The 19,289-nt window shown below is 41.8% G+C and carries 22 protein-coding genes and 2 other annotated features; all 22 genes read right to left on the bottom strand.

Annotation, left to right across the window (positions count from 1 at the left end):
* Positions 1–54: 54 nt before the first annotated feature.
* Positions 55–660 carry a class I SAM-dependent methyltransferase gene (locus tag MHH26_RS17945; RefSeq protein WP_106038589.1) on the bottom strand — a complete coding sequence of 202 codons (606 nt, stop codon included), beginning with the start codon at positions 658–660 and terminating at the stop codon, positions 55–57.
* Positions 661–756: 96 nt separating this feature from the next.
* Positions 757–1,122 carry a 50S ribosomal protein L7/L12 gene (rplL, locus tag MHH26_RS17940; protein WP_003216952.1) on the bottom strand — a complete coding sequence of 122 codons (366 nt, stop codon included), beginning with the start codon at positions 1,120–1,122 and terminating at the stop codon, positions 757–759.
* Positions 1,123–1,163: 41 nt separating this feature from the next.
* Entirely contained in the window at positions 1,164–1,664 is a 501-nt protein-coding gene (gene rplJ, locus MHH26_RS17935) for a 50S ribosomal protein L10 (protein WP_034665618.1), read from the bottom strand.
* Between the two features lie 69 nt (positions 1,665–1,733).
* Positions 1,734–1,874 (bottom strand) — a sequence feature (ribosomal protein L10 leader region).
* Between the two features lie 48 nt (positions 1,875–1,922).
* Complete coding sequence (rplA, locus tag MHH26_RS17930) at positions 1,923–2,621, bottom strand: 50S ribosomal protein L1 (protein ID WP_034665623.1); 699 nt, start codon at positions 2,619–2,621, stop codon at positions 1,923–1,925.
* A 99-nt stretch (positions 2,622–2,720) separates the two neighbouring features.
* Positions 2,721–3,146 carry a 50S ribosomal protein L11 gene (gene rplK / locus MHH26_RS17925; RefSeq protein WP_003216956.1) on the bottom strand — a complete coding sequence of 142 codons (426 nt, stop codon included), beginning with the start codon at positions 3,144–3,146 and terminating at the stop codon, positions 2,721–2,723.
* A 171-nt stretch (positions 3,147–3,317) separates the two neighbouring features.
* On the bottom strand, positions 3,318–3,851 hold the full coding sequence (nusG, locus tag MHH26_RS17920; protein WP_003217197.1) for a transcription termination/antitermination protein NusG: 534 nt from the start codon (positions 3,849–3,851) through the stop codon (positions 3,318–3,320).
* A 170-nt stretch (positions 3,852–4,021) separates the two neighbouring features.
* A complete protein-coding gene (gene secE, locus MHH26_RS17915) occupies positions 4,022–4,198 on the bottom strand; it encodes a preprotein translocase subunit SecE (protein ID WP_003216942.1) in 177 nt (58 codons plus the stop codon).
* 35 nt (positions 4,199–4,233) lie between these two features.
* Positions 4,234–4,383 carry a 50S ribosomal protein L33 gene (gene rpmG, locus MHH26_RS17910; RefSeq protein WP_012008694.1) on the bottom strand — a complete coding sequence of 50 codons (150 nt, stop codon included), beginning with the start codon at positions 4,381–4,383 and terminating at the stop codon, positions 4,234–4,236.
* A 76-nt stretch (positions 4,384–4,459) separates the two neighbouring features.
* Positions 4,460–5,116: an RNA polymerase sporulation sigma factor SigH gene (gene sigH / locus MHH26_RS17905; RefSeq protein WP_340974257.1), complete on the bottom strand. Its 657-nt coding sequence runs from the start codon at positions 5,114–5,116 to the stop codon at positions 4,460–4,462.
* Between the two features lie 63 nt (positions 5,117–5,179).
* A complete protein-coding gene (gene rae1 / locus MHH26_RS17900) occupies positions 5,180–5,692 on the bottom strand; it encodes a ribosome-dependent mRNA decay endonuclease Rae1/YacP (protein ID WP_034665628.1) in 513 nt (170 codons plus the stop codon).
* Between the two features lie 2 nt (positions 5,693–5,694).
* Positions 5,695–6,444, bottom strand: a complete 750-nt coding sequence (gene rlmB / locus MHH26_RS17895) for a 23S rRNA (guanosine(2251)-2'-O)-methyltransferase RlmB (RefSeq protein WP_034665632.1) — start codon at positions 6,442–6,444, stop codon at positions 5,695–5,697.
* The gene (locus tag MHH26_RS17890; RefSeq protein ID WP_034665636.1) at positions 6,428–6,859 is read right to left on the bottom strand and encodes a Mini-ribonuclease 3; all 432 of its coding nucleotides are present in this window, start codon (positions 6,857–6,859) and stop codon (positions 6,428–6,430) included. Before MHH26_RS17890 ends, rlmB begins: the two co-directional genes overlap by 17 nt.
* Before the next feature lie 3 nt (positions 6,860–6,862).
* The gene (cysS, locus tag MHH26_RS17885; RefSeq protein ID WP_003217177.1) at positions 6,863–8,263 is read right to left on the bottom strand and encodes a cysteine--tRNA ligase; all 1,401 of its coding nucleotides are present in this window, start codon (positions 8,261–8,263) and stop codon (positions 6,863–6,865) included.
* Positions 8,260–8,913, bottom strand: coding sequence for a serine O-acetyltransferase (gene cysE / locus MHH26_RS17880; RefSeq protein ID WP_012008691.1), 654 nt, complete (start codon positions 8,911–8,913; stop codon positions 8,260–8,262). Before cysE ends, cysS begins: the two co-directional genes overlap by 4 nt.
* An 81-nt stretch (positions 8,914–8,994) precedes the next feature.
* Positions 8,995–9,226, bottom strand: a binding site (T-box leader).
* Complete coding sequence (gltX, locus tag MHH26_RS17875; protein ID WP_307498849.1) at positions 9,226–10,677, bottom strand: glutamate--tRNA ligase; 1,452 nt, start codon at positions 10,675–10,677, stop codon at positions 9,226–9,228. (Overlaps the previous feature by 1 nt.)
* A gap of 94 nt (positions 10,678–10,771) precedes the next feature.
* Entirely contained in the window at positions 10,772–11,248 is a 477-nt protein-coding gene (gene ispF / locus MHH26_RS17870; protein ID WP_334750967.1) for a 2-C-methyl-D-erythritol 2,4-cyclodiphosphate synthase, read from the bottom strand.
* A 3-nt stretch (positions 11,249–11,251) separates the two neighbouring features.
* On the bottom strand, positions 11,252–11,941 hold the full coding sequence (gene ispD / locus MHH26_RS17865) for a 2-C-methyl-D-erythritol 4-phosphate cytidylyltransferase (RefSeq protein ID WP_034665643.1): 690 nt from the start codon (positions 11,939–11,941) through the stop codon (positions 11,252–11,254).
* Between the two features lie 13 nt (positions 11,942–11,954).
* Complete coding sequence (locus tag MHH26_RS17860) at positions 11,955–13,055, bottom strand: PIN/TRAM domain-containing protein (RefSeq protein ID WP_003217214.1); 1,101 nt, start codon at positions 13,053–13,055, stop codon at positions 11,955–11,957.
* A 153-nt stretch (positions 13,056–13,208) separates the two neighbouring features.
* Complete coding sequence (gene disA, locus MHH26_RS17855; RefSeq protein ID WP_012008686.1) at positions 13,209–14,288, bottom strand: DNA integrity scanning diadenylate cyclase DisA; 1,080 nt, start codon at positions 14,286–14,288, stop codon at positions 13,209–13,211.
* Between the two features lie 2 nt (positions 14,289–14,290).
* Positions 14,291–15,670 (bottom strand): DNA repair protein RadA, encoded by a 1,380-nt coding sequence (radA, locus tag MHH26_RS17850; protein WP_034620767.1) that lies wholly within the window; start codon positions 15,668–15,670, stop codon positions 14,291–14,293.
* 93 nt (positions 15,671–15,763) lie between these two features.
* Positions 15,764–18,199 carry an ATP-dependent protease ATP-binding subunit ClpC gene (gene clpC / locus MHH26_RS17845; RefSeq protein ID WP_034665649.1) on the bottom strand — a complete coding sequence of 812 codons (2,436 nt, stop codon included), beginning with the start codon at positions 18,197–18,199 and terminating at the stop codon, positions 15,764–15,766.
* The gene (locus tag MHH26_RS17840) at positions 18,196–19,287 is read right to left on the bottom strand and encodes a protein arginine kinase (protein WP_340974254.1); all 1,092 of its coding nucleotides are present in this window, start codon (positions 19,285–19,287) and stop codon (positions 18,196–18,198) included. The genes clpC and MHH26_RS17840 overlap by 4 nt, the downstream gene beginning before the upstream one ends.
* Positions 19,288–19,289: the final 2 nt, after the last annotated feature.

Here is a 19,289-nt window from a genome sequence, read left to right as displayed (position 1 = left end):
AAGCAAAATATACACATTGGCATTTTATAATGTTAACACAGCTAGGAAACTGCGTCAAACTTTTTTAGCTTTGATAATATAGTAGCCCTTTTTTTTCAATACAACCTCGACTTCTCCAAAGAGCTGTTCTAATTTTTCAATCGCAGATGGTCCGCCCTGCTTTTTCTGAATAACCACCCACAACTCACCTTCCGGCAATAAATGATCAGCACTTTTTTCAAAGATCGCATGTACAACTTTCTTCCCTGCCCGTATTGGGGGATTGGTCAGTATAGAGGCAAAAGCAGCTGATGAATGAACATTCGAGAACAAATCACTTTGATAGATGCGGACATTATCAATGCGATTATGTTTAGCGTTTTCCTTTGAAAGTTCGACTGCTCTTTCGTTCACATCAATCATATGAATGGTGCGGCTCGTCATTTCGTTTGCTAACGATAAGCCAATCGGTCCATAACCGCAACCGACATCTAAGACATCGCCATCCACGTCAGGTTCTTCAAAAGCTTCAATTAAAAGCCTTGAACCAAAGTCGACTTCTTTCTTAGAAAACACTCCACTGTCACTTGTAAAAGTAAAGGTACGGTTTCTCAAGGTGAAGCCCCATGTCTGTTTATTGCTTTTCACTGATGGCTTTTCCGTATAATAGTGGTCACTCATGATGAATGGACCTCCTCTGGATTCAATCGTTTCAGGAGAATAGAAAAGAAAAAGCCCGCCAGTAAAAGCGAGCTTTCCCAAAAGATTAGGCGAAGATTACTTAACTTCTACAGAAGCGCCAACTTCTTCAAGCTTAGCTTTAAGTTCTTCAGCTTCTTCTTTAGCAATACCTTCTTTAAGTGGTTTTGGAGTGTTGTCAACAAGTTCTTTAGCTTCTTTCAAGCCAAGACCAGTGATTTCACGAACCACTTTGATAACTTTGATTTTTTGATCTCCAGCACCAGCAAGTACTAGATCAAAATCAGTTTTCTCTTCAGCAGCGGCACCACCAGCTGCAGCTACAGCTACAGGAGCAGCAGCAGTTACGCCAAATTCTTCTTCGATTGCTTTTACTAAGTCGTTTAACTCAAGTACAGTTGCTTCTTTAACTGAAGCAATGATTTCTTCGATATTTAAAGCCATTTGTAATTCCTCCATTTTAAGTTTTTTACGTTAAGTACGCATTAAGCGCCTTGTTCTTCTTTTTGTTCTGCAACTGCTTTAGTAGCAAGAGCAAGGTTACGAACTGGAGCTTGAAGAACGCTAAGCAACATAGAAAGTAAGCCTTCGCGAGACGGAAGTTCCGCAAGAGCCTTCACTTCTTCTACAGTCGCTACGTTTCCTTCGATGACACCAGCTTTGATTTCTAAAGCTTCGTGGCTTTTCGCAAATTCGTTGATGATTTTCGCAGGTGCGATAACATCTTCGTTACTGAATGCGATAGCGTTTGGACCTGTTAAGAAATCGTTTAAACCCGTTAGTTCAACTTGTTCAACTGCACGGCGAGTCAAAGTATTTTTGTAAACTTTGAATTCTACGCCAGCATCACGAAGCTGTTTACGAAGTTCAGTCACTTCAGAAACTGAAAGACCACGGTAATCTACAATTACAGTAGACATACTGTCTTTAAATTTAGAAGTAATTTCATCAACGACAACTTTTTTAGTATCGATTGCATTGCTCATGGTTACACCTCCTGTACATTCTTTGTGTAACACTTATACCGATCAGGCCATCACGTTCCTAACGAACGGTTCTCCATATAAAAAGCCTCCATTAAGACATGGAGGCTGTATATACAAGCATACGTTAACGTAAGACTGTGACATATACACCTCGGCGGGTTAATTAAGCCATAAGGCCCCTGCTGTCTACGGTATAAATGGACATATTCTATTTTACAACATTTTGATATTATCAAAACGATTGTGATAAGTCAAGATTTATTTTGCAGAGAAAGAAGATGGATCCACTTTCACGCCAGGGCCCATAGTAGTTGTAACAGAAACGTTTTTCACGTATACACCTTTAGCCGCTGCAGGTTTTGCTTTAAGGATTGTATCATAGATTGTTGCAAAGTTCTCAACAAGCTTTTCGTCCTCGAAAGAAACCTTTCCGATTGGCGCGTGGATGTTACCAGCTTTATCAACGCGGTATTCTACTTTACCAGCTTTGATTTCATTGATTGCTTTTTCTACTTCGAATGTAACAGTTCCTGTTTTAGGGTTTGGCATAAGACCTTTTGGTCCAAGTACACGACCGATCTTACCAACTTCACCCATCATGTCAGGTGTTGCAACGATTACATCGAATTCGAACCAGCCTTGTTGGATTTTAGTGATGTAATCAGAATCTCCAACGTAGTCTGCTCCAGCAGCTTCTGCTTCTTTTGCTTTTTCGCCTTTAGCGAACACAAGAACGCGTTGAGTTTTACCAGTTCCGTTAGGAAGTACAACTGCACCGCGGATTTGTTGATCGTTTTTACGAGGGTCTACGCCCAAACGAAAAGCAACTTCTACAGTCGCATCAAATTTCGCTGTATTTGCTTTTTTTGTAAGAGAAACAGCTTCAGCTACATCATACGCTTTAGTACGTTCGATCAGCTTAGCAGCTTCTACATACTTTTTACCTTTTTTAGCCATTATAAAAATCCTCCTTATGTGGTTTTAGCGGAATAACCTCCCACGAATAAGGGTTGCGAACTTGTCAAAACCAAACTCGCAACCCAACAAGACAATAAATTAATCTTCGATGACAATACCCATACTGCGTGCAGTACCTTCAACCATGCGCATAGCTGATTCAACGCTAGCAGCGTTTAAGTCAGGCATTTTTGTTTCCGCGATTTCGCGTACTTTATCACGCTTAACAGTTGCCACTTTATTACGGTTAGGTTCACCAGAACCAGACTCAATACCAGCTGCTTTTTTAAGTAAAACTGCAGCAGGTGGAGTTTTAGTAATAAATGTAAATGAACGGTCTTCAAAAACCGAAATTTCAACAGGAATGATAAGACCAGCTTGGTCAGCTGTACGAGCATTAAACTCCTTACAGAATCCCATGATATTAACACCGGCTTGACCTAGTGCAGGTCCAACTGGTGGAGCTGGGTTAGCTTTTCCAGCAGGAATTTGCAATTTAACAACTTTAACTACTTTTTTAGCCACGAGACACACCTCCTTAAAGTCCGTGATGTGGTAATAGGGGAATCCCCCTCCCACTCAACAACTTCATTCTTTATATGAATGACGAAATAACTAGCTAGCGATCTTGAGCGAACTCAAGACGTACCTTTGCTATATTACCACTTCTATACACTCATTTCAAGCTCTTTTGAATTACAATTTATCGATCTGCGTGAACTCAAGTTCCACGGGTGTTTCTCTACCAAACATATTAACGAATACTTTGACTTTGCTTTTATCGTAATCAATCTCTTCGATAGAGCCTGTGAAGTTAGCAAATGGTCCGTCGATTACCTTGACTGTTTCTTTCAATTCAAAGTCGATTTCTGTTTTGCGTTCTTCAAGACCCATTCTCTTCAGAATGGTTTCAGCTTCGCCTGGCAGCAGCGCTGTCGGCTTTGATCCTGATCCAGCTGATCCAACGAATCCTGTGACACCTGGTGTATTACGAACAACATACCAAGAGTCGTCAGTCATCACGATTTCCACTAGGACATAGCCAGGGAATACTTTCTTTTTGACAACTTTTTTCTTACCATTTTTAATATCTGTTTCTTCTTCTTCTGGTACGACAACGCGGAAGATCTTATCTTGCATGCCCATTGATTCAACACGCTTTTCCAAGTTCGCTTTTACTTTGTTTTCATAGCCAGAGTACGTATGCACAACATACCAATTCTTTTCCATTTCGTTCAGGACTATTCAGTCCTTCCCTCCCCACATTTCGTAATGTCTATTTGACGAATCTCGAGTACCGGTAAATATTTTCAAGCAATTGAAAAAACCCGTAAAACGGGTTTTTTGGCAAGTCATATTATGATCTATTATAGCACGTTCAGCAGACCATTATTCAAGTATTAATGAATTAATTCGATTAATTGTGAGATTCCTATATCAAGAAAAGAGAAAAAGATTGCAAAGAATACGACTGTTAAAATAACAGTGATTGTGTAACGAATCATTTCGTTTTTCTTTGGCCAGCTGACCTTCTTCATTTCTTTCCCGACACTTTTTAAGAAACTGATAATACGCATTGTAAAAGACCTCCACAGATTAAAGAACGCAAATCTTACTTCGTTTCTAAATGTGTTTTATGTGAATTACAAGTCTTGCAATATTTCTTAACTTCTAATCTTTCAGCTGCTGAAGCATCACTTTTCATTGTCGTATAATTGCGGCTTCCGCAGTCTTTACAGGCTAGAGTAATCTTTTTCCTCATATTTACACCTATTTTCTCGACATCATTTCCTTAGTACCTTATCACAGTGTCGAAAAAGCTGTCAATATAGGTTTGATTAGAGACTAATCTCGCGAAGCTCTAAATATTTCTCTAATTTTCTCTTTACTCTTTGGAGTGCGTTATCAATTGATTTCACATGACGGTTTAAATCTTCAGAAATCTCTTGATAGGATCTGCCATCAAGGTAAAGCACAAGAACCTTTCTTTCCAGCTCGCTTAGTAGTTCACCCATCTTCATTTCAATATCATCAAATTCTTCTTTGCTAATGATTAAATCTTCTGGGTTAAGCGCTTTAGCACCGGAAATGACATCCAACAATGTTCTGTCTGATTCTTCATCATATATTGGCTTATCTAATGATACATAGGAATTTAATGGGATATGTTTTTGGCGAGTAGCTGTTTTAATTGCGGTGATAATTTGGCGGGTAATACATAATTCTGCAAAAGCCTTAAATGAAGTAAGCTTGTCCTCTCTGAAATCGCGGATAGACTTATAAAGTCCGATCATCCCCTCTTGGACAATGTCCTCTCGATCCGCTCCAATCAAGAAATAAGATCTTGCTTTTGCACGTACAAAATTTCGGTATTTCGTTATCAAGTAATCTAGCGCATCACTATCTCCGACATGAACCTTTTCAATGACTTGTTCATCTTCCAACTGGCAAAATTGCTCTCTGATGGATTTACCCTTGCTGTTGTTTAGATTCACTTCGATCCCCCCGACCGCACCTAGATAGAAATATTATACATTAATGGTTGAAATATCGTCAAGCTATTCCAGATTCCCACGCCGCCATTTTTCAAACGTTTTCAATACATCTTCTGACAATTCAATCTTGGATACTGGTTTATCAGAAGTAATCTTTTTGACTCTCGTCTCTATCTTTCGTTCGATCACTTCAATCTCTCTCAAAAGCTCTCGAGCCGACTTCCGAAGAGCTCCTTGCCCAAAAATTGCCCATTGTTCTGTGAAGTCTGAGGTCGCCACATGAATTTGCGTCCGAACATTATTCAAATCCTGGGCCAGCTTTTCAATCCGCTCATCAGCTGTTTCATTCTCTCTCGTAAAGATGACCTCTACTCGGTGGTTGATCCGCTTTTTTTCGATTCCTTTGACCATATGGGCATCGAATACGACAATGACTCGATACCCTGTGTATGCTTGATATTCTGCTAAATTTTGAATCAGCACGTCTCTGGCTTCTTCAAAGCTGTTTTCCTTTAAGTGCTGCAGCCGAGGCCATGCACCTATCATGTTGTATCCATCGACTAAGAGGATGTCCATCTCTATTCTCCTAACGGATAACGTTTTCGATACACTTCATACATCAATAGACTAGCAGCAACTGATGCGTTTAACGAAGTGACCTTCCCGGCCATAGGCAGCTTAATCAGAAAATCACACTTTTCTTTGATCAATCGGCCAATCCCTTTTCCTTCACTGCCAATCACAAGAGCAAGCGGCATCGTACCATCAAATTGTCTGTAATCCTGTTTGGCAGACGCATCTGTTCCCGCGACCCAGATTCCTCTTTCTTTCATCTCATCAAGAGCTCTTGAAAGATTGGTGACCTTGGCAACAGGAATATGTTCAATCGCCCCAGTAGATGCTTTGGCAACGGTTGTCGTTAAGCCGACCGCTCTCCTTTTCGGAATGACAATCCCGTGTGCACCTACAGCATCTGCTGTACGCATAATGGATCCTAAATTATGCGGGTCTTCAATTTCATCTAAGATAAGAAAAAACGGCTGTTCATTCCGCTTTTCGGCGATTTGATACAGATCGTCCAATTCCGCATATTCATATGCTGCTACTTGTGCAACGATTCCCTGGTGCTGACCTGTTACCATTTGATCAAGCTTTTTCCTCGGAACATACTGAATGGTGATATTTTGTTTTTTAGCGAGTTCAATGACCTGCTGGGCTTGTCCTTTTACAGTGTTTTCTGCCATCCAGAGCTTGTATAACTCCCGATCTGACTTCAGTGTTTCAATCACTGCATTTTTCCCAATCACATAATCATGTTGCTGACTCATTTGTCTTCCTCCCTGAAGTTCCGATTTCAATCGCCTGACTAATCAGCTCTTCTAAGCGTTCGTCCTGCTTTTCAATAAATAAATAACCCATGAGCGCTTCAAGCGCCGTACTATAACGATACGTTTGAACGTCTGTGTTTTTAGGCACTGTGCCTGATTTTGCATTTCTCCCTCTTTTCAGCACTGCTTCTTCTGCTTCAGTGAAAAAGCCTTGCTGCTGAAGCGTAAATAAAATAGCTGCCTGAGATTTAGCTGAAACAATCTTGCTTGCTCGTTTGTGCAGCTCATTTGGTTTTGTCGCCCCCGTTTGGAGGAGGTGATGCCTCACATAGACTTCAAAAATGGCATCACCCATATAAGCAAGCGCAAGTCCGTTCAACTGTTTACCGTCTTTCAGCTTTTCAAAATTCAACATGACCTATTCTCCTCTTTTCCAGCGAGTACCTTGAGGAGTGTCCTCCAATACAATATTCATGCTCTTTAACTGGTCACGAATTTGATCAGATAGCGCAAAGTCACGATTTCTTCTAGCCTCATTGCGTTTTTCAATTAACGCTTCTACTTCTTCGTCAAGCGTGTGCTTTTCTTCTAATGAGAAGCCAAGAACAGACGTGATTTCTTGGAATAAGCCGATAAATGCCTTGATCACTTCCTCCGAAGTATGATCATTTTCCATATAATAATTCGCCTGTTTCGCAAGTTCGAATAAAACAGAAATTGCATTTGCCGTATTAAAGTCATCATTCATTTCAGAAATAAATGTCGCACGCTGCTCCTCAACCTTCGCCAGCCATTCAGCATTGTCTTCTGTGATATTCGTGCTGCTCTCGAGGCGATGATGTAAATTAGCATACGACGTTTTGAGTCGGTTAAACGCACTCTTTGTACTCTCTAGTAAATCCATTGAGTAGTTAATTGGATGACGGTAGTGAACCGACAACATAAAGAAGCGTAGCACATCAGGATCTTGTTCTTTCACAATGTCATGCACGAGCACAAAGTTTCCAAGTGATTTTGACATTTTTTCATTCTCAATATTAATATATCCGTTATGCATCCAATACTTCGCAAAAGGTTTCCCTGTCAAAGCCTCGGATTGAGCGATTTCATTTTCATGGTGAGGGAAGGTTAAATCCTGTCCGCCAGCATGAATGTCGATCGTATCACCTAAATATTTTTTAACCATGGCCGAGCATTCGATGTGCCAGCCTGGGCGTCCTTCGCCCCACGGGCTATCCCATGAGATTTCTTGATCCTTTGCAGCCTTCCATAAAGCAAAGTCCAGTGCATCTCGTTTCTTCTCACCTACACGAATACGAGCACCTGTCTTCAGTTCATCAATCGACTGGTGAGAAAGCTTTCCGTAGCCTTCAAATGAGCGTGTGCTGTAATACACGTCGCCATCCGCTTCATAGGCGTAGCCTTTTTCAATCAATGTCGCAATAAATGCAATGATATCATCCATATTTTCTGTCACTCGCGGGTGAAGGTCAGCTTTTTTGCAGCCTAGTGCACTGACGTCTTCAAAGTAGGCTTGGATAAAGCGGTCAGCAATCGTCGGAACATCTTCTCCGAGTTCATTGGCTGCTTTGATGAGTTTATCATCCACATCTGTAAAGTTTGAGACAAAGTTCACATCATAGCCGCTGTATTCTAAATACTTACGTACAGTGTCATAAACAATAGCAGGTCTGGCATTCCCGATATGAATGTAGTTATAAACGGTTGGTCCGCACACATACATCTTGACCTTTCCTGGTTCAAGCGGGACAAATTCTTCTTTCTTACGTGTCAATGTATTATAAATATTGATTGTCATGATTGTTCTTCCTTTCTGCTCAATGAAGCCAGCTCACCTTTTAGCTTTTCCATTTCTCGTTCCAATTCTTTGAAACGATCGGAAATCGGATCTGGCAAATCTTGATGATTGAGATCACGATTGATTTTCTTCCCATTTTGAACGACGACTCGCCCAGGTATACCGACAACGGTGGAATGGTCTGGTACGTCCTTTAACACAACTGACCCCGCACCAATCTTGGCCCCTTTTCCGACTGTAATGGAACCAAGCACCTTTGCACCTGTCGCAATGAGGGCATCGTCTAAAATGGTCGGGTGCCGCTTTCCCTTTTCTTTCCCTGTTCCCCCTAGTGTCACGCCTTGGAAAACAGTGACGTTGTCTCCAATTTCACATGTTTCCCCAATCACCACTCCCATGCCGTGGTCAATGAAGAAGCGCCTGCCAATGGTTGCCGCAGGGTGAATTTCCACCCCTGTGAAAAACCGGCTGACCTGAGAAATGATCCGCGCAAGAAAGTACAGCTTACGCTTATAAAATGCGTGCGCGATACGATGAGCCCAAATCGCATGAAGCCCTGAATAGGTTAGCACTACTTCAATATAGCTTCTAGCAGCAGGATCTTGATCAAACACAGTATCAATATCTTCTTTCAGCATTTTGAAAAACACATGCTCCCCCCGTTCTTCCCCATCAATCTCTCTTAGGACTTGCTCTTTTTTTTGGACAAATAAAAAACGCCTCTGCCAAATGACAGAGACGTTTTGAAAACGCGGTTCCACTCTGTTTAGAAAGCCATCATTTTGCAGCCTTCTCAACTTAATCCCATAACGGAGGGTACCGCCCTTGCATACTAACGTACTCGTGTTCCTCAAGGGTCTTGAGGGTGCATTTCCAACGTCTGCCCATAAGTCTCTTTCAGCCGGTGAAGACTCTTTCTGTGATGGACGAAAACATTGTACTTCTCCCTCGCAACGATTTCCTTATATTTGCTTAATGCGGTTTAATACCGTTTCTTTACCTAGTAGTTCAATACTTTGCGGAAGTTCTGGGCCATGCGTTTGTCCTGTGACAGCCACACGAATTGGCATGAATAGTTTCTTGCCTTTATGCCCTGTTTCTTTTTGTACCGCTTTAATAGCAGCCTTGATTTCATCAGGTGTGAAAGATTCAAGTCGTTCAAGCTGACCAGCAAAAGATGCCATAACTTCTGGTACTTGCTCCTCTGCTAAAACTTCCTTCGCCTCTTGATTATACTCAATTTGCTCCTTAAAGAACAACTCTGTTAACTCAACAATTTCTGCTCCATAGCTTAATTGTTCGTGATACAGAGAAATAAGCTTGCGCACCCACGTGTTTTCTTCTTCTGTCAGCTGCTCGCTTACCTTGCCTGCCTTTTGAAGATGCGGAAGTGTTAACGCAACAACCTGATCAAGATCAAGTGCCTTCACGTATTGGTTATTTACCCATTTTAGTTTATGCATATCGAATAGAGCTGGTGACTTAGAAAGTCGGTTTACATCGAAAATGTCGATGAATTGCTCTTTTGTAAACAGTTCTTCTTCGCCCACCGGAGACCATCCAAGTAGTGCAATGAAGTTGAACAGGGCTTCTGGTAAATAGCCCAAGTTTTTATATTGCTCGATGAATTGAATAATGGATTCATCACGCTTACTTAATTTTTTGCGGTTCTCGTTCACAATCAGCGTCATATGTCCGAATAGCGGAACATCCCAGCCAAATGCGTTGAAGATCATGATTTGTTTAGGCGTATTCGAAATGTGATCCTCTCCGCGGAGAATGTGAGTCATTTTCATCAAATGATCATCCACTGCTACAGCGAAGTTATAAGTTGGCGTGCCGTCTTTCTTCACAATGACAAAATCACCGATGCCGTCTGTTTCAAATGAAATATCGCCTTTGACCATGTCGTCAAATTTGATGATTTCTCCTTTTGGCACTCGGAAGCGGATACTTGGCTCTCTTCCTTCAGCGATCAGCTTGTCCTCTTCTTCTTTTGATAAATGGCTGCATTTACCAGAATATCGAGGCATTTCACTGCGGGCGATTTGTGCTTCACGCTCTTCCTCTAGCTCTTCAGCCGTACAATAGCACTTATACGCCAAGTCTTTCTCTAGCAGCTCATCATAATATTTTTTGTAAATCTCATTACGCTCTGATTGTCTGTAAGGACCATAGCCGCCATTTTTATCAATGCTCTCATCCCAATCAATACCGAGCCATTGCAGGTGGCGAAGCTGGCTTTCTTCTCCGCCTTCTACATTACGCTTTTGATCCGTATCTTCGATTCGAATAATAAATTTGCCGCCTTGACTGCGTGCGAACAAATAGTTGAAAAGAGCCGTTCTAGCATTCCCAATATGTAAATGACCAGTTGGACTCGGTGCATAACGAACACGCACTTCATTTCCCATGAGTTTAACTTCCTTTCATCTGCATCATGTTGTCTGACACCAATTTTTTATAAACGTATTTTATCATCAAATCCCATTCTCATCAAAATGGATTTCACTTTTTCTGAAGAAGCACTGTTGCCTGAGAGGCAACTCCTTCGCCTCTTCCTGTAAATCCAAGTTTCTCTGTCGTTGTTGCTTTCACATTCACCTGTGTGACATCTGCCTCAAGCGCTTCTGCAATCTTCTCACACATTGGTTGAATGTAAGGTGCCATTTTGGGCTTTTGCGCCATGATTGTGCAATCAATATTCACAAGTGTGTAGCCTTTTTCCTTTACTAGTGCCCACACATGCTGCAGTAATTTAAAAGAATCCGCATCCTTAAACTCAGGATCTGTGTCTGGGAAATGTCTGCCGATATCTCCTTCAGCAATCGCACCTAGGCAGGCATCTGCCACTGTGTGAAGCAGTACATCAGCGTCTGAATGCCCAAGCAGCCCCTTTTCATAAGGGATGGTGACCCCGCCGATAATCAAAGGTCTTCCCTCTGTTAATTGATGTACATCAAAGCCTTGTCCTATTCTCAACATGATCTAGTACCCTCTTTCCGCATCCATAATTGCCTTGGCAACCAATAAATCATCCGGTGTCGTCAGCTTAATATTGGTGTAATCTCCTTGGACAATATACACGTTTTCACCATGTAATTGTTCCACAAGACTGGCGTCGTCTGTTCCAAGAAAGCCGGTCCGCTCCGCATATTCATGCGCCTCTTTTAAAATAGAATGACGAAAAGCTTGTGGGGTCTGGACTGCCCACAAGCTCTGACGTTCAATGGTTTGTTCCACTTTGCCTTCTTGAACGCGTTTGATTGTGTCTTTCACTGGTACCGCTACAACTGCGGAGCCTTTTTCAATCGCTGCTTTAACGAGCAAGTCAATCTGTGTATGCTTAATAAAAGGCCTTGCCCCATCATGAACAAGCACGATGTCTGCATCTTTCACAGCCTTTAATCCTTCGTATACACTTTGCTGACGTTCTTCACCGCCAGTGACAAGTGAAACAGGCGTTTGAAAAGCGTGTACCTTGAGTAGCCTTTCAAAGTCTTGACGCTCCTCTTCATTGATCGCTAGGATCATGCGTTTGCATTGCGAATGAGCGTCAAACACCTTTAGTGTATGAATAATGACCGGCATTCTTTTCAGCTCAATAAAAAGCTTATTGCGGCCGGCCTTCATTCGTTTCCCCTGCCCCGCAGCCGGAATAACTACTTCATAATACATGTTCGTTCTCCCTTTAGAGCGCCTTCTCCAGAAGTTTTGGCTTCGCAAAAATCATTCTTCCAGCAGCAGTCTGCAGCACACTTGTGACGAGCACATCGATGTCTTTTCCAATGTAATTGCGTCCTTCTTCGACCACAATCATCGTACCGTCATCTAAGTAAGCAACACCTTGGTTATGCTCTTTCCCATCTTTAATGACCTGTACCTTCATTTCTTCCCCAGGTAGCACAACCGGTTTCACCGCATTGGCTAGATCATTGATGTTTAACACTGCTACTTTTTGAAGTTCGCATACTTTATTTAAATTAAAATCATTTGTCACAACAACACCTGAAGTTAATTTAGCGAGCTTCACAAGCTTGCTATCAACCTCTTGAATGTCTTCAAAGTCACCTTCGTAAATTTCAACTTTGATATCTAATTCTTTTTGAATACGATTTAAAATATCAAGACCTCTTCGGCCTCTATTTCTCTTTAATACATCAGAAGAGTCTGCAATATGCTGTAATTCCTCGAGCACAAATTGAGGAATGACCATGACACCTTCTAAGAATCCAGTTTGACAAATATCTGCGATTCTTCCATCAATGATAACACTTGTGTCTAAAATTTTCAGCTTTTTATCTTCTATTTCAGGTTCATCATCAGCTGCTCCTTTTTTCTTGGTGACCTTTGCAGATCGGGAGAACAGCCCCATCATTTCATCCTTCTTCTTAAACCCTACCTGAAATCCAAGGTATCCTAAAAAGAAAGCCAGGAAAATCGGAATAATGGTACCAAAAATATGATATGGGATATTGTTTAGCGGGATCACGTTTACAATAAGATATGCTAGAATAAGTCCAAATACTAATCCGAAACTTCCAGATATAAGATCAGGAAGAGGCGCCTTTAATAGAGAATCCTCGATCCATTTCACCCAATTAACCACATAGCCTGTGCACCATTTGCCGATGATAAAGAACACAGCGGCTCCTATTAGTGCTGAAGAGTAAGCATTTGTTATGAAAGGTATGTCCTTTACATTTAACAGCAGAAATAACTCTGGAATGATAAAAATCCCTACAACTGCACCAAAAATGATAAAAAACGCCTGAACGATTCTTTTTAACATACCTTCACCTCCTTTATTTTTCATCTGTCAATCCACCCTCACCTGACATTGATATATGTTTAAGTTTCCTATCATAATCAACAGAAAACAAAAGCATCATTAATATACCCATATTCATCCATTTTTAACCGTGTTTAAGAAAAATTTCTCTCCTTATAGCTGGCGGTCGATATAATGTTTTTCTTGCAGTCTTTTTAATCCTTTTTTTATCTTTTTCGCTCTTACTTCTCCAATTCCTTCTACTTCATCCAAATCTTGTACATCCGCTTCCATAATTCGATCTAACACACCGAACGCTTCAACCACGTTTTCGACGATTGGCATAGGCAGTCTAGGGATTTTGTGAAGCAATCTGTAGCCTCTTGTGTACACATATTCGTCAATATTTGTAGAAGCTGGATAGCCAAGTAACTTGTACAGAATGGAGTCATCTAAAAGCTCAAAGCTAGACATATCTTGGAGCTGTTTAAGCAGAACATATGGATCTTTAATCTTTTCTTTCACATAATCTTTAATAAATAAAGCCGCTTCCTGCTCCATATCCGTAATCAGTTCATTGACTTGCAGACGGATCAAATGTCCTTCTGTTCCGAGCTCTTTGATATACATATTGATTTCATTTTTGATTCTAAGCACCATCTCGTAACGATGCAGCACGGATAAAACATCACCAAAGGTCACAAGCTCTTCAAATTCTAGGGCGCTTAGCGCAGAAATGGCGTGATCTAAAATGGTTTTATATTTCTCAAGTGTTTGTATGGCTTGGTTGGCCTTCGTTAAAATAAAGCCAATATCTTTCAGCGTATAACGACGATTCCCTTGGTATAAGGTAATGACGTTCCTCCGTTCAGAAATCGCAATGATTAAGCAGCCTGTCTGCTTCGCTACACGTTCAGCAGTACGGTGCCTCATGCCCGTTTCCGATGAATGGATGGTTGCATCTGGCATGAGCTGTGTGTTCGCATACAAGATCTTTTGACCAGAATCGCTTAAAATAATAGCACCATCCATCTTAGCCAATTCATATAAGTGTGCTGGGGAGAAGGCAGAGTTAATATGAAACCCTCCATCTACAACACTCTTGACTTTGTCGTTATAACCAACAACAATGAGCCCGCCAGTATTGGCCCTCAGGACATTTTCGATCCCAGCCCGAAGAGGTGTCCCTGGTGCCACAAACTGTACGATATCTAAGAGATCGAGTTCTCTCGCTCCTTTTTTCTCTTTTTCCATTTCTATGATCCCCCTAGTGAAATTCGAAGTGCCTCCGCTACATTTTCTACACCGACTAACTCAATCCCTCTCGGCTTTTTCCATCCATCTATATTCGCCTGAGGAATAAACATTCGCTTAAATCCTAGTTTCGCAGCTTCCTGCACACGCTGTTCAATTCTTGATACTCTTCTGACTTCTCCCGTCAGACCGACCTCTCCTATAAAGCAATCCGCTTGATGCGGCGCTGCGTCTTTAAAGCTTGAAGCAATACTGACCGCAATGGCCAAATCAATCGCCGGTTCGTCAAGCTTCACACCGCCTGCGACCTTTAAATACGCATCTTGGTTTTGCAGCAGCAGTCCGACACGTTTTTCTAAAACGGCCATTAGCAATGACACACGATTATGATCAAGGCCAGTGGCCATTCTCCGTGGATTCCCAAAGCTTGTCGGTGAAATTAATGCTTGTATCTCGACAAGAACGGGTCTTGTTCCTTCCATTGAGGCAACAACACACGAACCAGATACACCTGCCGAACGTTCTTCTAAGAAAATTTCGGATGGGTTTAATACTTCCGTGAGCCCTTCCTCTCTCATTTCAAAAATCCCTAATTCATTCGTTGAACCAAATCGGTTTTTCACCGCACGCAAGATACGAAACGTATGATGACGCTCGCCTTCAAAATAAAGAACCGTGTCCACCATATGCTCTAAAAGGCGTGGACCTGCGATCGAGCCTTCTTTGGTCACGTGACCAACGATAAATATTGGAATACCATTTGTCTTGGCAATTTTCATCAGCTGTGCTGTACATTCTCTCACTTGAGATACAGACCCAGGAGCTGACGTAATATCGCTTTGATAAACGGTTTGAATCGAATCCACCACGACAAAAGCGGGTTTCATCTCTTGTATAGCAGACGTTATATACTCCATATCGGTTTCAGCCAAAACATGTAAAGAGGTGCTTTTTATGCCGAGGCGGTCAGCTCTTAGCTTCGTTTGTTTAATGGACTCCTCACCAGATATGTATAATACATTCTGATTTTTGTCTGAGAGCTGTGCTGATACTTGTAATAATAATGTGGACTTCCCAATCCCAGGATCTCCGCCAATGAGAACAAGAGAGCCTTTGACAATTCCACTTCCTAATACTCGGTTAAATTCTTCTAAATTCGTTTTGATTCGGGGTTCATCTGATGTTTCAATTGCAGATATAGGTGAAGGTTTTTGAATGGTTTGAACAGAATGATTAAAAGCGCTTCGACGGTTTGCCGGCTCTTTGCGAACGACCTCTTCTGTCATACTGTTCCACGTGCCGCAGCCTGGACATTTCCCCATCCATTTGGCTGACTCATAACCGCACGATTGGCATATAAATTTTGATTTTGTCTTAGCCATAGATTGAAGAATACAACTCCTTATACTGGTCAGAAAATAAGTAAAGGGAGGCATACACTTTACTGGTATGCCTCACACTTTTTTCTTACTATATTAGTTCGTAGCAGCCGTCGTTTTTACGACAATTTCTCCATCTTCCACATCTAATACGATATGTTGACCTTTTTCAATATTACCCTTCAGAAGCTCCTCAGAAAGTCGATCCTCCACATGCTTTTGAATCGCTCTTCTTAACGGGCGCGCACCGTACTCAAGATCTACACCTTCGTCGGCAATCTTCGCTTTTGCTGCTTCCGTCAATTCGATTGAAAGGTCTTGTTCTTTTAATCGTTTCGTCAATTGATCAGACATGAGAGACACGATCTCTTTTAGATGTTTCTTTTCAAGTGAATGGAAGACAATGATTTCATCAATACGGTTGATGAATTCTGGTCTAAATGCACGCTTCAACTCGCCCATCACTTTGCCTTTCATATCCTTGTAATTTTGTCCTTCATCCTGCACATTAAAGCCAACATATTTATTTCGCTTCAGTTCACTAGCTCCAACGTTGGATGTCATGATCAAAATCGTATTTCTAAAGTCAACGGTACGCCCTTTAGAATCAGTCAGACGGCCATCTTCTAACACTTGCAGCAAAATGTTGAATACATCTGGATGTGCCTTTTCAATCTCGTCTAAAAGCACAACAGAATAAGGTTTTCTTCTCACTTTTTCAGTCAGTTGACCGCCTTCTTCATAGCCAACATAGCCTGGAGGTGACCCAACAAGTCTAGATGTAGAGTGTTTTTCCATGTATTCAGACATATCAATACGGATCATCGCTTCTTCATCACCGAAAATAGACTCTGCGAGTGCTCTTGCAAGCTCCGTTTTACCAACCCCTGTTGGGCCTAAGAAGATAAAGGAGCCGATTGGACGTTTTGGATCTTTTAGGCCAGCACGCGCACGTCTCACAGCTTTTGCTACAGCGACAACCGCTTCATCCTGCCCGATCACACGAGAATGGAGCAATTGTTCCATATTGAGAAGCTTATCTGTTTCTGTTTGTGCAATTTTTGAAACAGGCACTCCCGTCCAGCTAGAGACAACCATTGCGATATCATCCACTGATACCTCTGAATTCTCCTGTCCTTGTTTTTCTTTCCAAGATTTCTTTGTGACTTCTACTTTTTCACGCAAACGCTGTTCCGTATCTCGAAGAGAAGCTGCTTTTTCAAATTCCTGACTTTGAACAGCAGCATCCTTTTCCTTGCGTACTTCATCGAGCTTTTGCTCTAGTTCTTTTAGGTTAGGCGGTGTTGTGAAAGAACGTAAGCGGACTTTCGAACCTGCCTCATCAATTAAATCAATCGCCTTATCTGGAAGGAAACGATCAGAAATATAACGGTCAGACAGCTTCACCGCCGCCTCAATCGCTTCATCTGTAATGGACACACGGTGATGCGCCTCATAACGATCTCTAAGTCCTCTTAAGATTTGAATACTTTCATCAACAGATGGCTGATCCACTTGAATTGGCTGGAAACGTCGTTCAAGCGCAGCATCCTTTTCAATATATTTACGGTACTCATCTAACGTTGTCGCCCCGATACATTGAAGCTCTCCACGTGCTAAGGATGGCTTGAGAATATTAGATGCGTCAATCGCACCCTCTGCTCCACCAGCACCAATGAGTGTATGAAGCTCATCAATGAAGAGAATGATATTTCCTGCCTGACGAATTTCGTCCATGACTTTTTTCAAACGATCCTCAAATTCACCACGATATTTCGTTCCCGCTACAACGGTTCCCATATCAAGTGTCATCACTCGTTTATCGCGCAGGATTTCAGGCACTTCATTATGAATAATTTGCTGCGCAAGACCTTCAGCGATGGCTGTTTTACCAACGCCAGGCTCACCAATCAGCACAGGGTTATTTTTTGTTCTTCTGCTTAGGACCTCAATGACACGCTGAATTTCTTTGCTTCGTCCAATGACAGGGTCCAAGCTGTCTTCTTTCGCAATAGCTGTTAAATCTCTTGCCAAGCTATCTAATGTTGGTGTATTTGCATTGCTGTTAGAGCCAGCGGCAGATGCACCTGTTTCATTGCTGCCAAGCAGCTGCAGAACTTGCTGACGTGCTTTATTTAAGCTCACTCCGAGGTTATTTAAAACGCGGGCAGCTACACCCTCTCCCTCGCGAATAAGACCTAATAGAATATGTTCTGTCCCTACATAGGAATGACCTAGCTTTCTTGCTTCATCCATTGAAAGCTCAGTGACCTTCTTCGCTCTAGGCGTATAATGAGGAATAGCTTGAGACACCTCTTGCCCTCTTCCAATTAAGCTTTCGACTTCTTTTTGGATTTTATCTGAAACAAGGCCCAGTGCTTCTAACGCTTTTGCGGCGATGCCCTCACCCTCACGTACTAGACCAAGTAAAATGTGCTCAGTACCAATGTTCTTATGGCCTAGGCGAATGGCTTCTTCTTGTGCAAGTGCTAATACCTTTTGAGCTCTTTCAGTGAATCTTCCAAACATCATATCGTTTCATCCTCCTGTCCATTCCTATGCATTTCTAAACGCAGCCTTTCTCTAATAATCGCTGCTCGTTTTATATCTCGTTCATTTGGCTCCAAAGCTCCTCCTGAGTACTGTTGAAGAAAGCCAGGCTGAGTCAAAATCATGAGTTCATTCAGTATATTACTTGAAAGCCCCTTAATGATACCTAAATCAATTCCAAGGCGCACATCTGACAAACACTTTGCTGTTTCCTTTGATTCAATCATGCGACAATTGGCCAAAATCCCTAAGGAACGGTACACTCTGTCCTCAAGTTCAATTTGAGATGTTTGATATAACGCCTTTCGTGCAGATCGCTCTTGTTCAATGAGCTGAGCGGTCACACTATTTAAGTCGTCTACAATATCTTCTTCTGATTGACCAAGTGTCATTTGATTTGAAATTTGAAAGATGTTCCCTATTGCTTCGCTGCCTTCACCATAAATTCCTCTGACTACAAGACCTAATTGATTAATGGCCGGAATAATCCGATTCATTTGTCTTGTGAGGGCTAAAGCTGGTAAATGCATCATGACCGATGCCCTAATACCTGTACCTACATTAGTTGGACAGCTTGTTAAGTATCCCCGCTTTTCCGAAAACGCATAATCCACTTGCTCTTCAATCCAGTCATCTATCTGATTAGCCGCTTTTAATGCATTGGCTAGTTGGAATCCTGGGAATAAGCATTGGATCCGAATATGGTCTTCTTCATTCAGCATCACACTGATTTCCTCATTTTCAGAAAGCAAACAACCGCCAAATCTTGATTCAGCTAAGTTTGGGCTGATCAAATGTTTTTCAACAAGTACTCTCTTTGCTAAAGGCTGCGTTTCATTCATACGAATCAGAACAAAGTTTCCGATGTCCTTCACTTCCTGGCTAGCAAACTTTTGCTCGAATTGCTGGAGGACAGCTTCAGCCTCTTCTTGAGAAAACTGAGTTGGGAAACGAACATGCTCTAGGTTGCGTGCTAGCCGGATTCGACTGCTTAGAACAATGTCACTTTCTGGTCCTTTTTGTTTCATCCATTGACTTAAAGCGTCTTGAATAAAATGCTGGAGCGACATGT

Source organism: Bacillus sp. FSL K6-2839 (assembly GCF_038003365.1).
Lineage (GTDB): Bacteria > Bacillota > Bacilli > Bacillales > Bacillaceae > Bacillus.
This window is presented reverse-complemented; position numbering and strand designations above follow the sequence as displayed.

Excerpts from the sequence above, each read along its gene's own strand:
- nusG (WP_003217197.1), bottom strand. The coding sequence starts at position 3,851 with ATGGAAAAGAATTGGTATGTTGTGCATACGTACTCTGGCTATGAAAAC.
- rplA (WP_034665623.1), bottom strand. The coding sequence starts at position 2,621 with ATGGCTAAAAAAGGTAAAAAGTATGTAGAAGCTGCTAAGCTGATCGAA.
- MHH26_RS17945 (WP_106038589.1), bottom strand. The coding sequence starts at position 660 with ATGAGTGACCACTATTATACGGAAAAGCCATCAGTGAAAAGCAATAAA.
- radA (WP_034620767.1), bottom strand. The coding sequence starts at position 15,670 with ATGGCTAAGACAAAATCAAAATTTATATGCCAATCGTGCGGTTATGAG.
- disA (WP_012008686.1), bottom strand. The coding sequence starts at position 14,288 with ATGGAAAAAGAGAAAAAAGGAGCGAGAGAACTCGATCTCTTAGATATC.
- MHH26_RS17860 (WP_003217214.1), bottom strand. The coding sequence starts at position 13,055 with ATGTTAAAAAGAATCGTTCAGGCGTTTTTTATCATTTTTGGTGCAGTT.
- MHH26_RS17840 (WP_340974254.1), bottom strand. The coding sequence starts at position 19,287 with ATGTCGCTCCAGCATTTTATTCAAGACGCTTTAAGTCAATGGATGAAA.
- MHH26_RS17890 (WP_034665636.1), bottom strand. The coding sequence starts at position 6,859 with ATGTTGAATTTTGAAAAGCTGAAAGACGGTAAACAGTTGAACGGACTT.
- secE (WP_003216942.1), bottom strand. The coding sequence starts at position 4,198 with ATGCGTATTATCAGTTTCTTAAAAAGTGTCGGGAAAGAAATGAAGAAG.
- rplL (WP_003216952.1), bottom strand. The coding sequence starts at position 1,122 with ATGGCTTTAAATATCGAAGAAATCATTGCTTCAGTTAAAGAAGCAACT.
- ispF (WP_334750967.1), bottom strand. The coding sequence starts at position 11,248 with ATGTTGAGAATAGGACAAGGCTTTGATGTACATCAATTAACAGAGGGA.
- cysS (WP_003217177.1), bottom strand. The coding sequence starts at position 8,263 with ATGACAATCAATATTTATAATACATTGACACGTAAGAAAGAAGAATTT.
- gltX (WP_307498849.1), bottom strand. The coding sequence starts at position 10,677 with ATGGGAAATGAAGTGCGTGTTCGTTATGCACCGAGTCCAACTGGTCAT.
- rplJ (WP_034665618.1), bottom strand. The coding sequence starts at position 1,664 with ATGAGCAATGCAATCGATACTAAAAAAGTTGTCGTTGATGAAATTACT.
- rpmG (WP_012008694.1), bottom strand. The coding sequence starts at position 4,383 with ATGAGGAAAAAGATTACTCTAGCCTGTAAAGACTGCGGAAGCCGCAAT.
- ispD (WP_034665643.1), bottom strand. The coding sequence starts at position 11,941 with ATGTATTATGAAGTAGTTATTCCGGCTGCGGGGCAGGGGAAACGAATG.
- clpC (WP_034665649.1), bottom strand. The coding sequence starts at position 18,199 with ATGATGTTTGGAAGATTCACTGAAAGAGCTCAAAAGGTATTAGCACTT.
- rlmB (WP_034665632.1), bottom strand. The coding sequence starts at position 6,444 with ATGAGTCAGCAACATGATTATGTGATTGGGAAAAATGCAGTGATTGAA.
- rae1 (WP_034665628.1), bottom strand. The coding sequence starts at position 5,692 with ATGGACATCCTCTTAGTCGATGGATACAACATGATAGGTGCATGGCCT.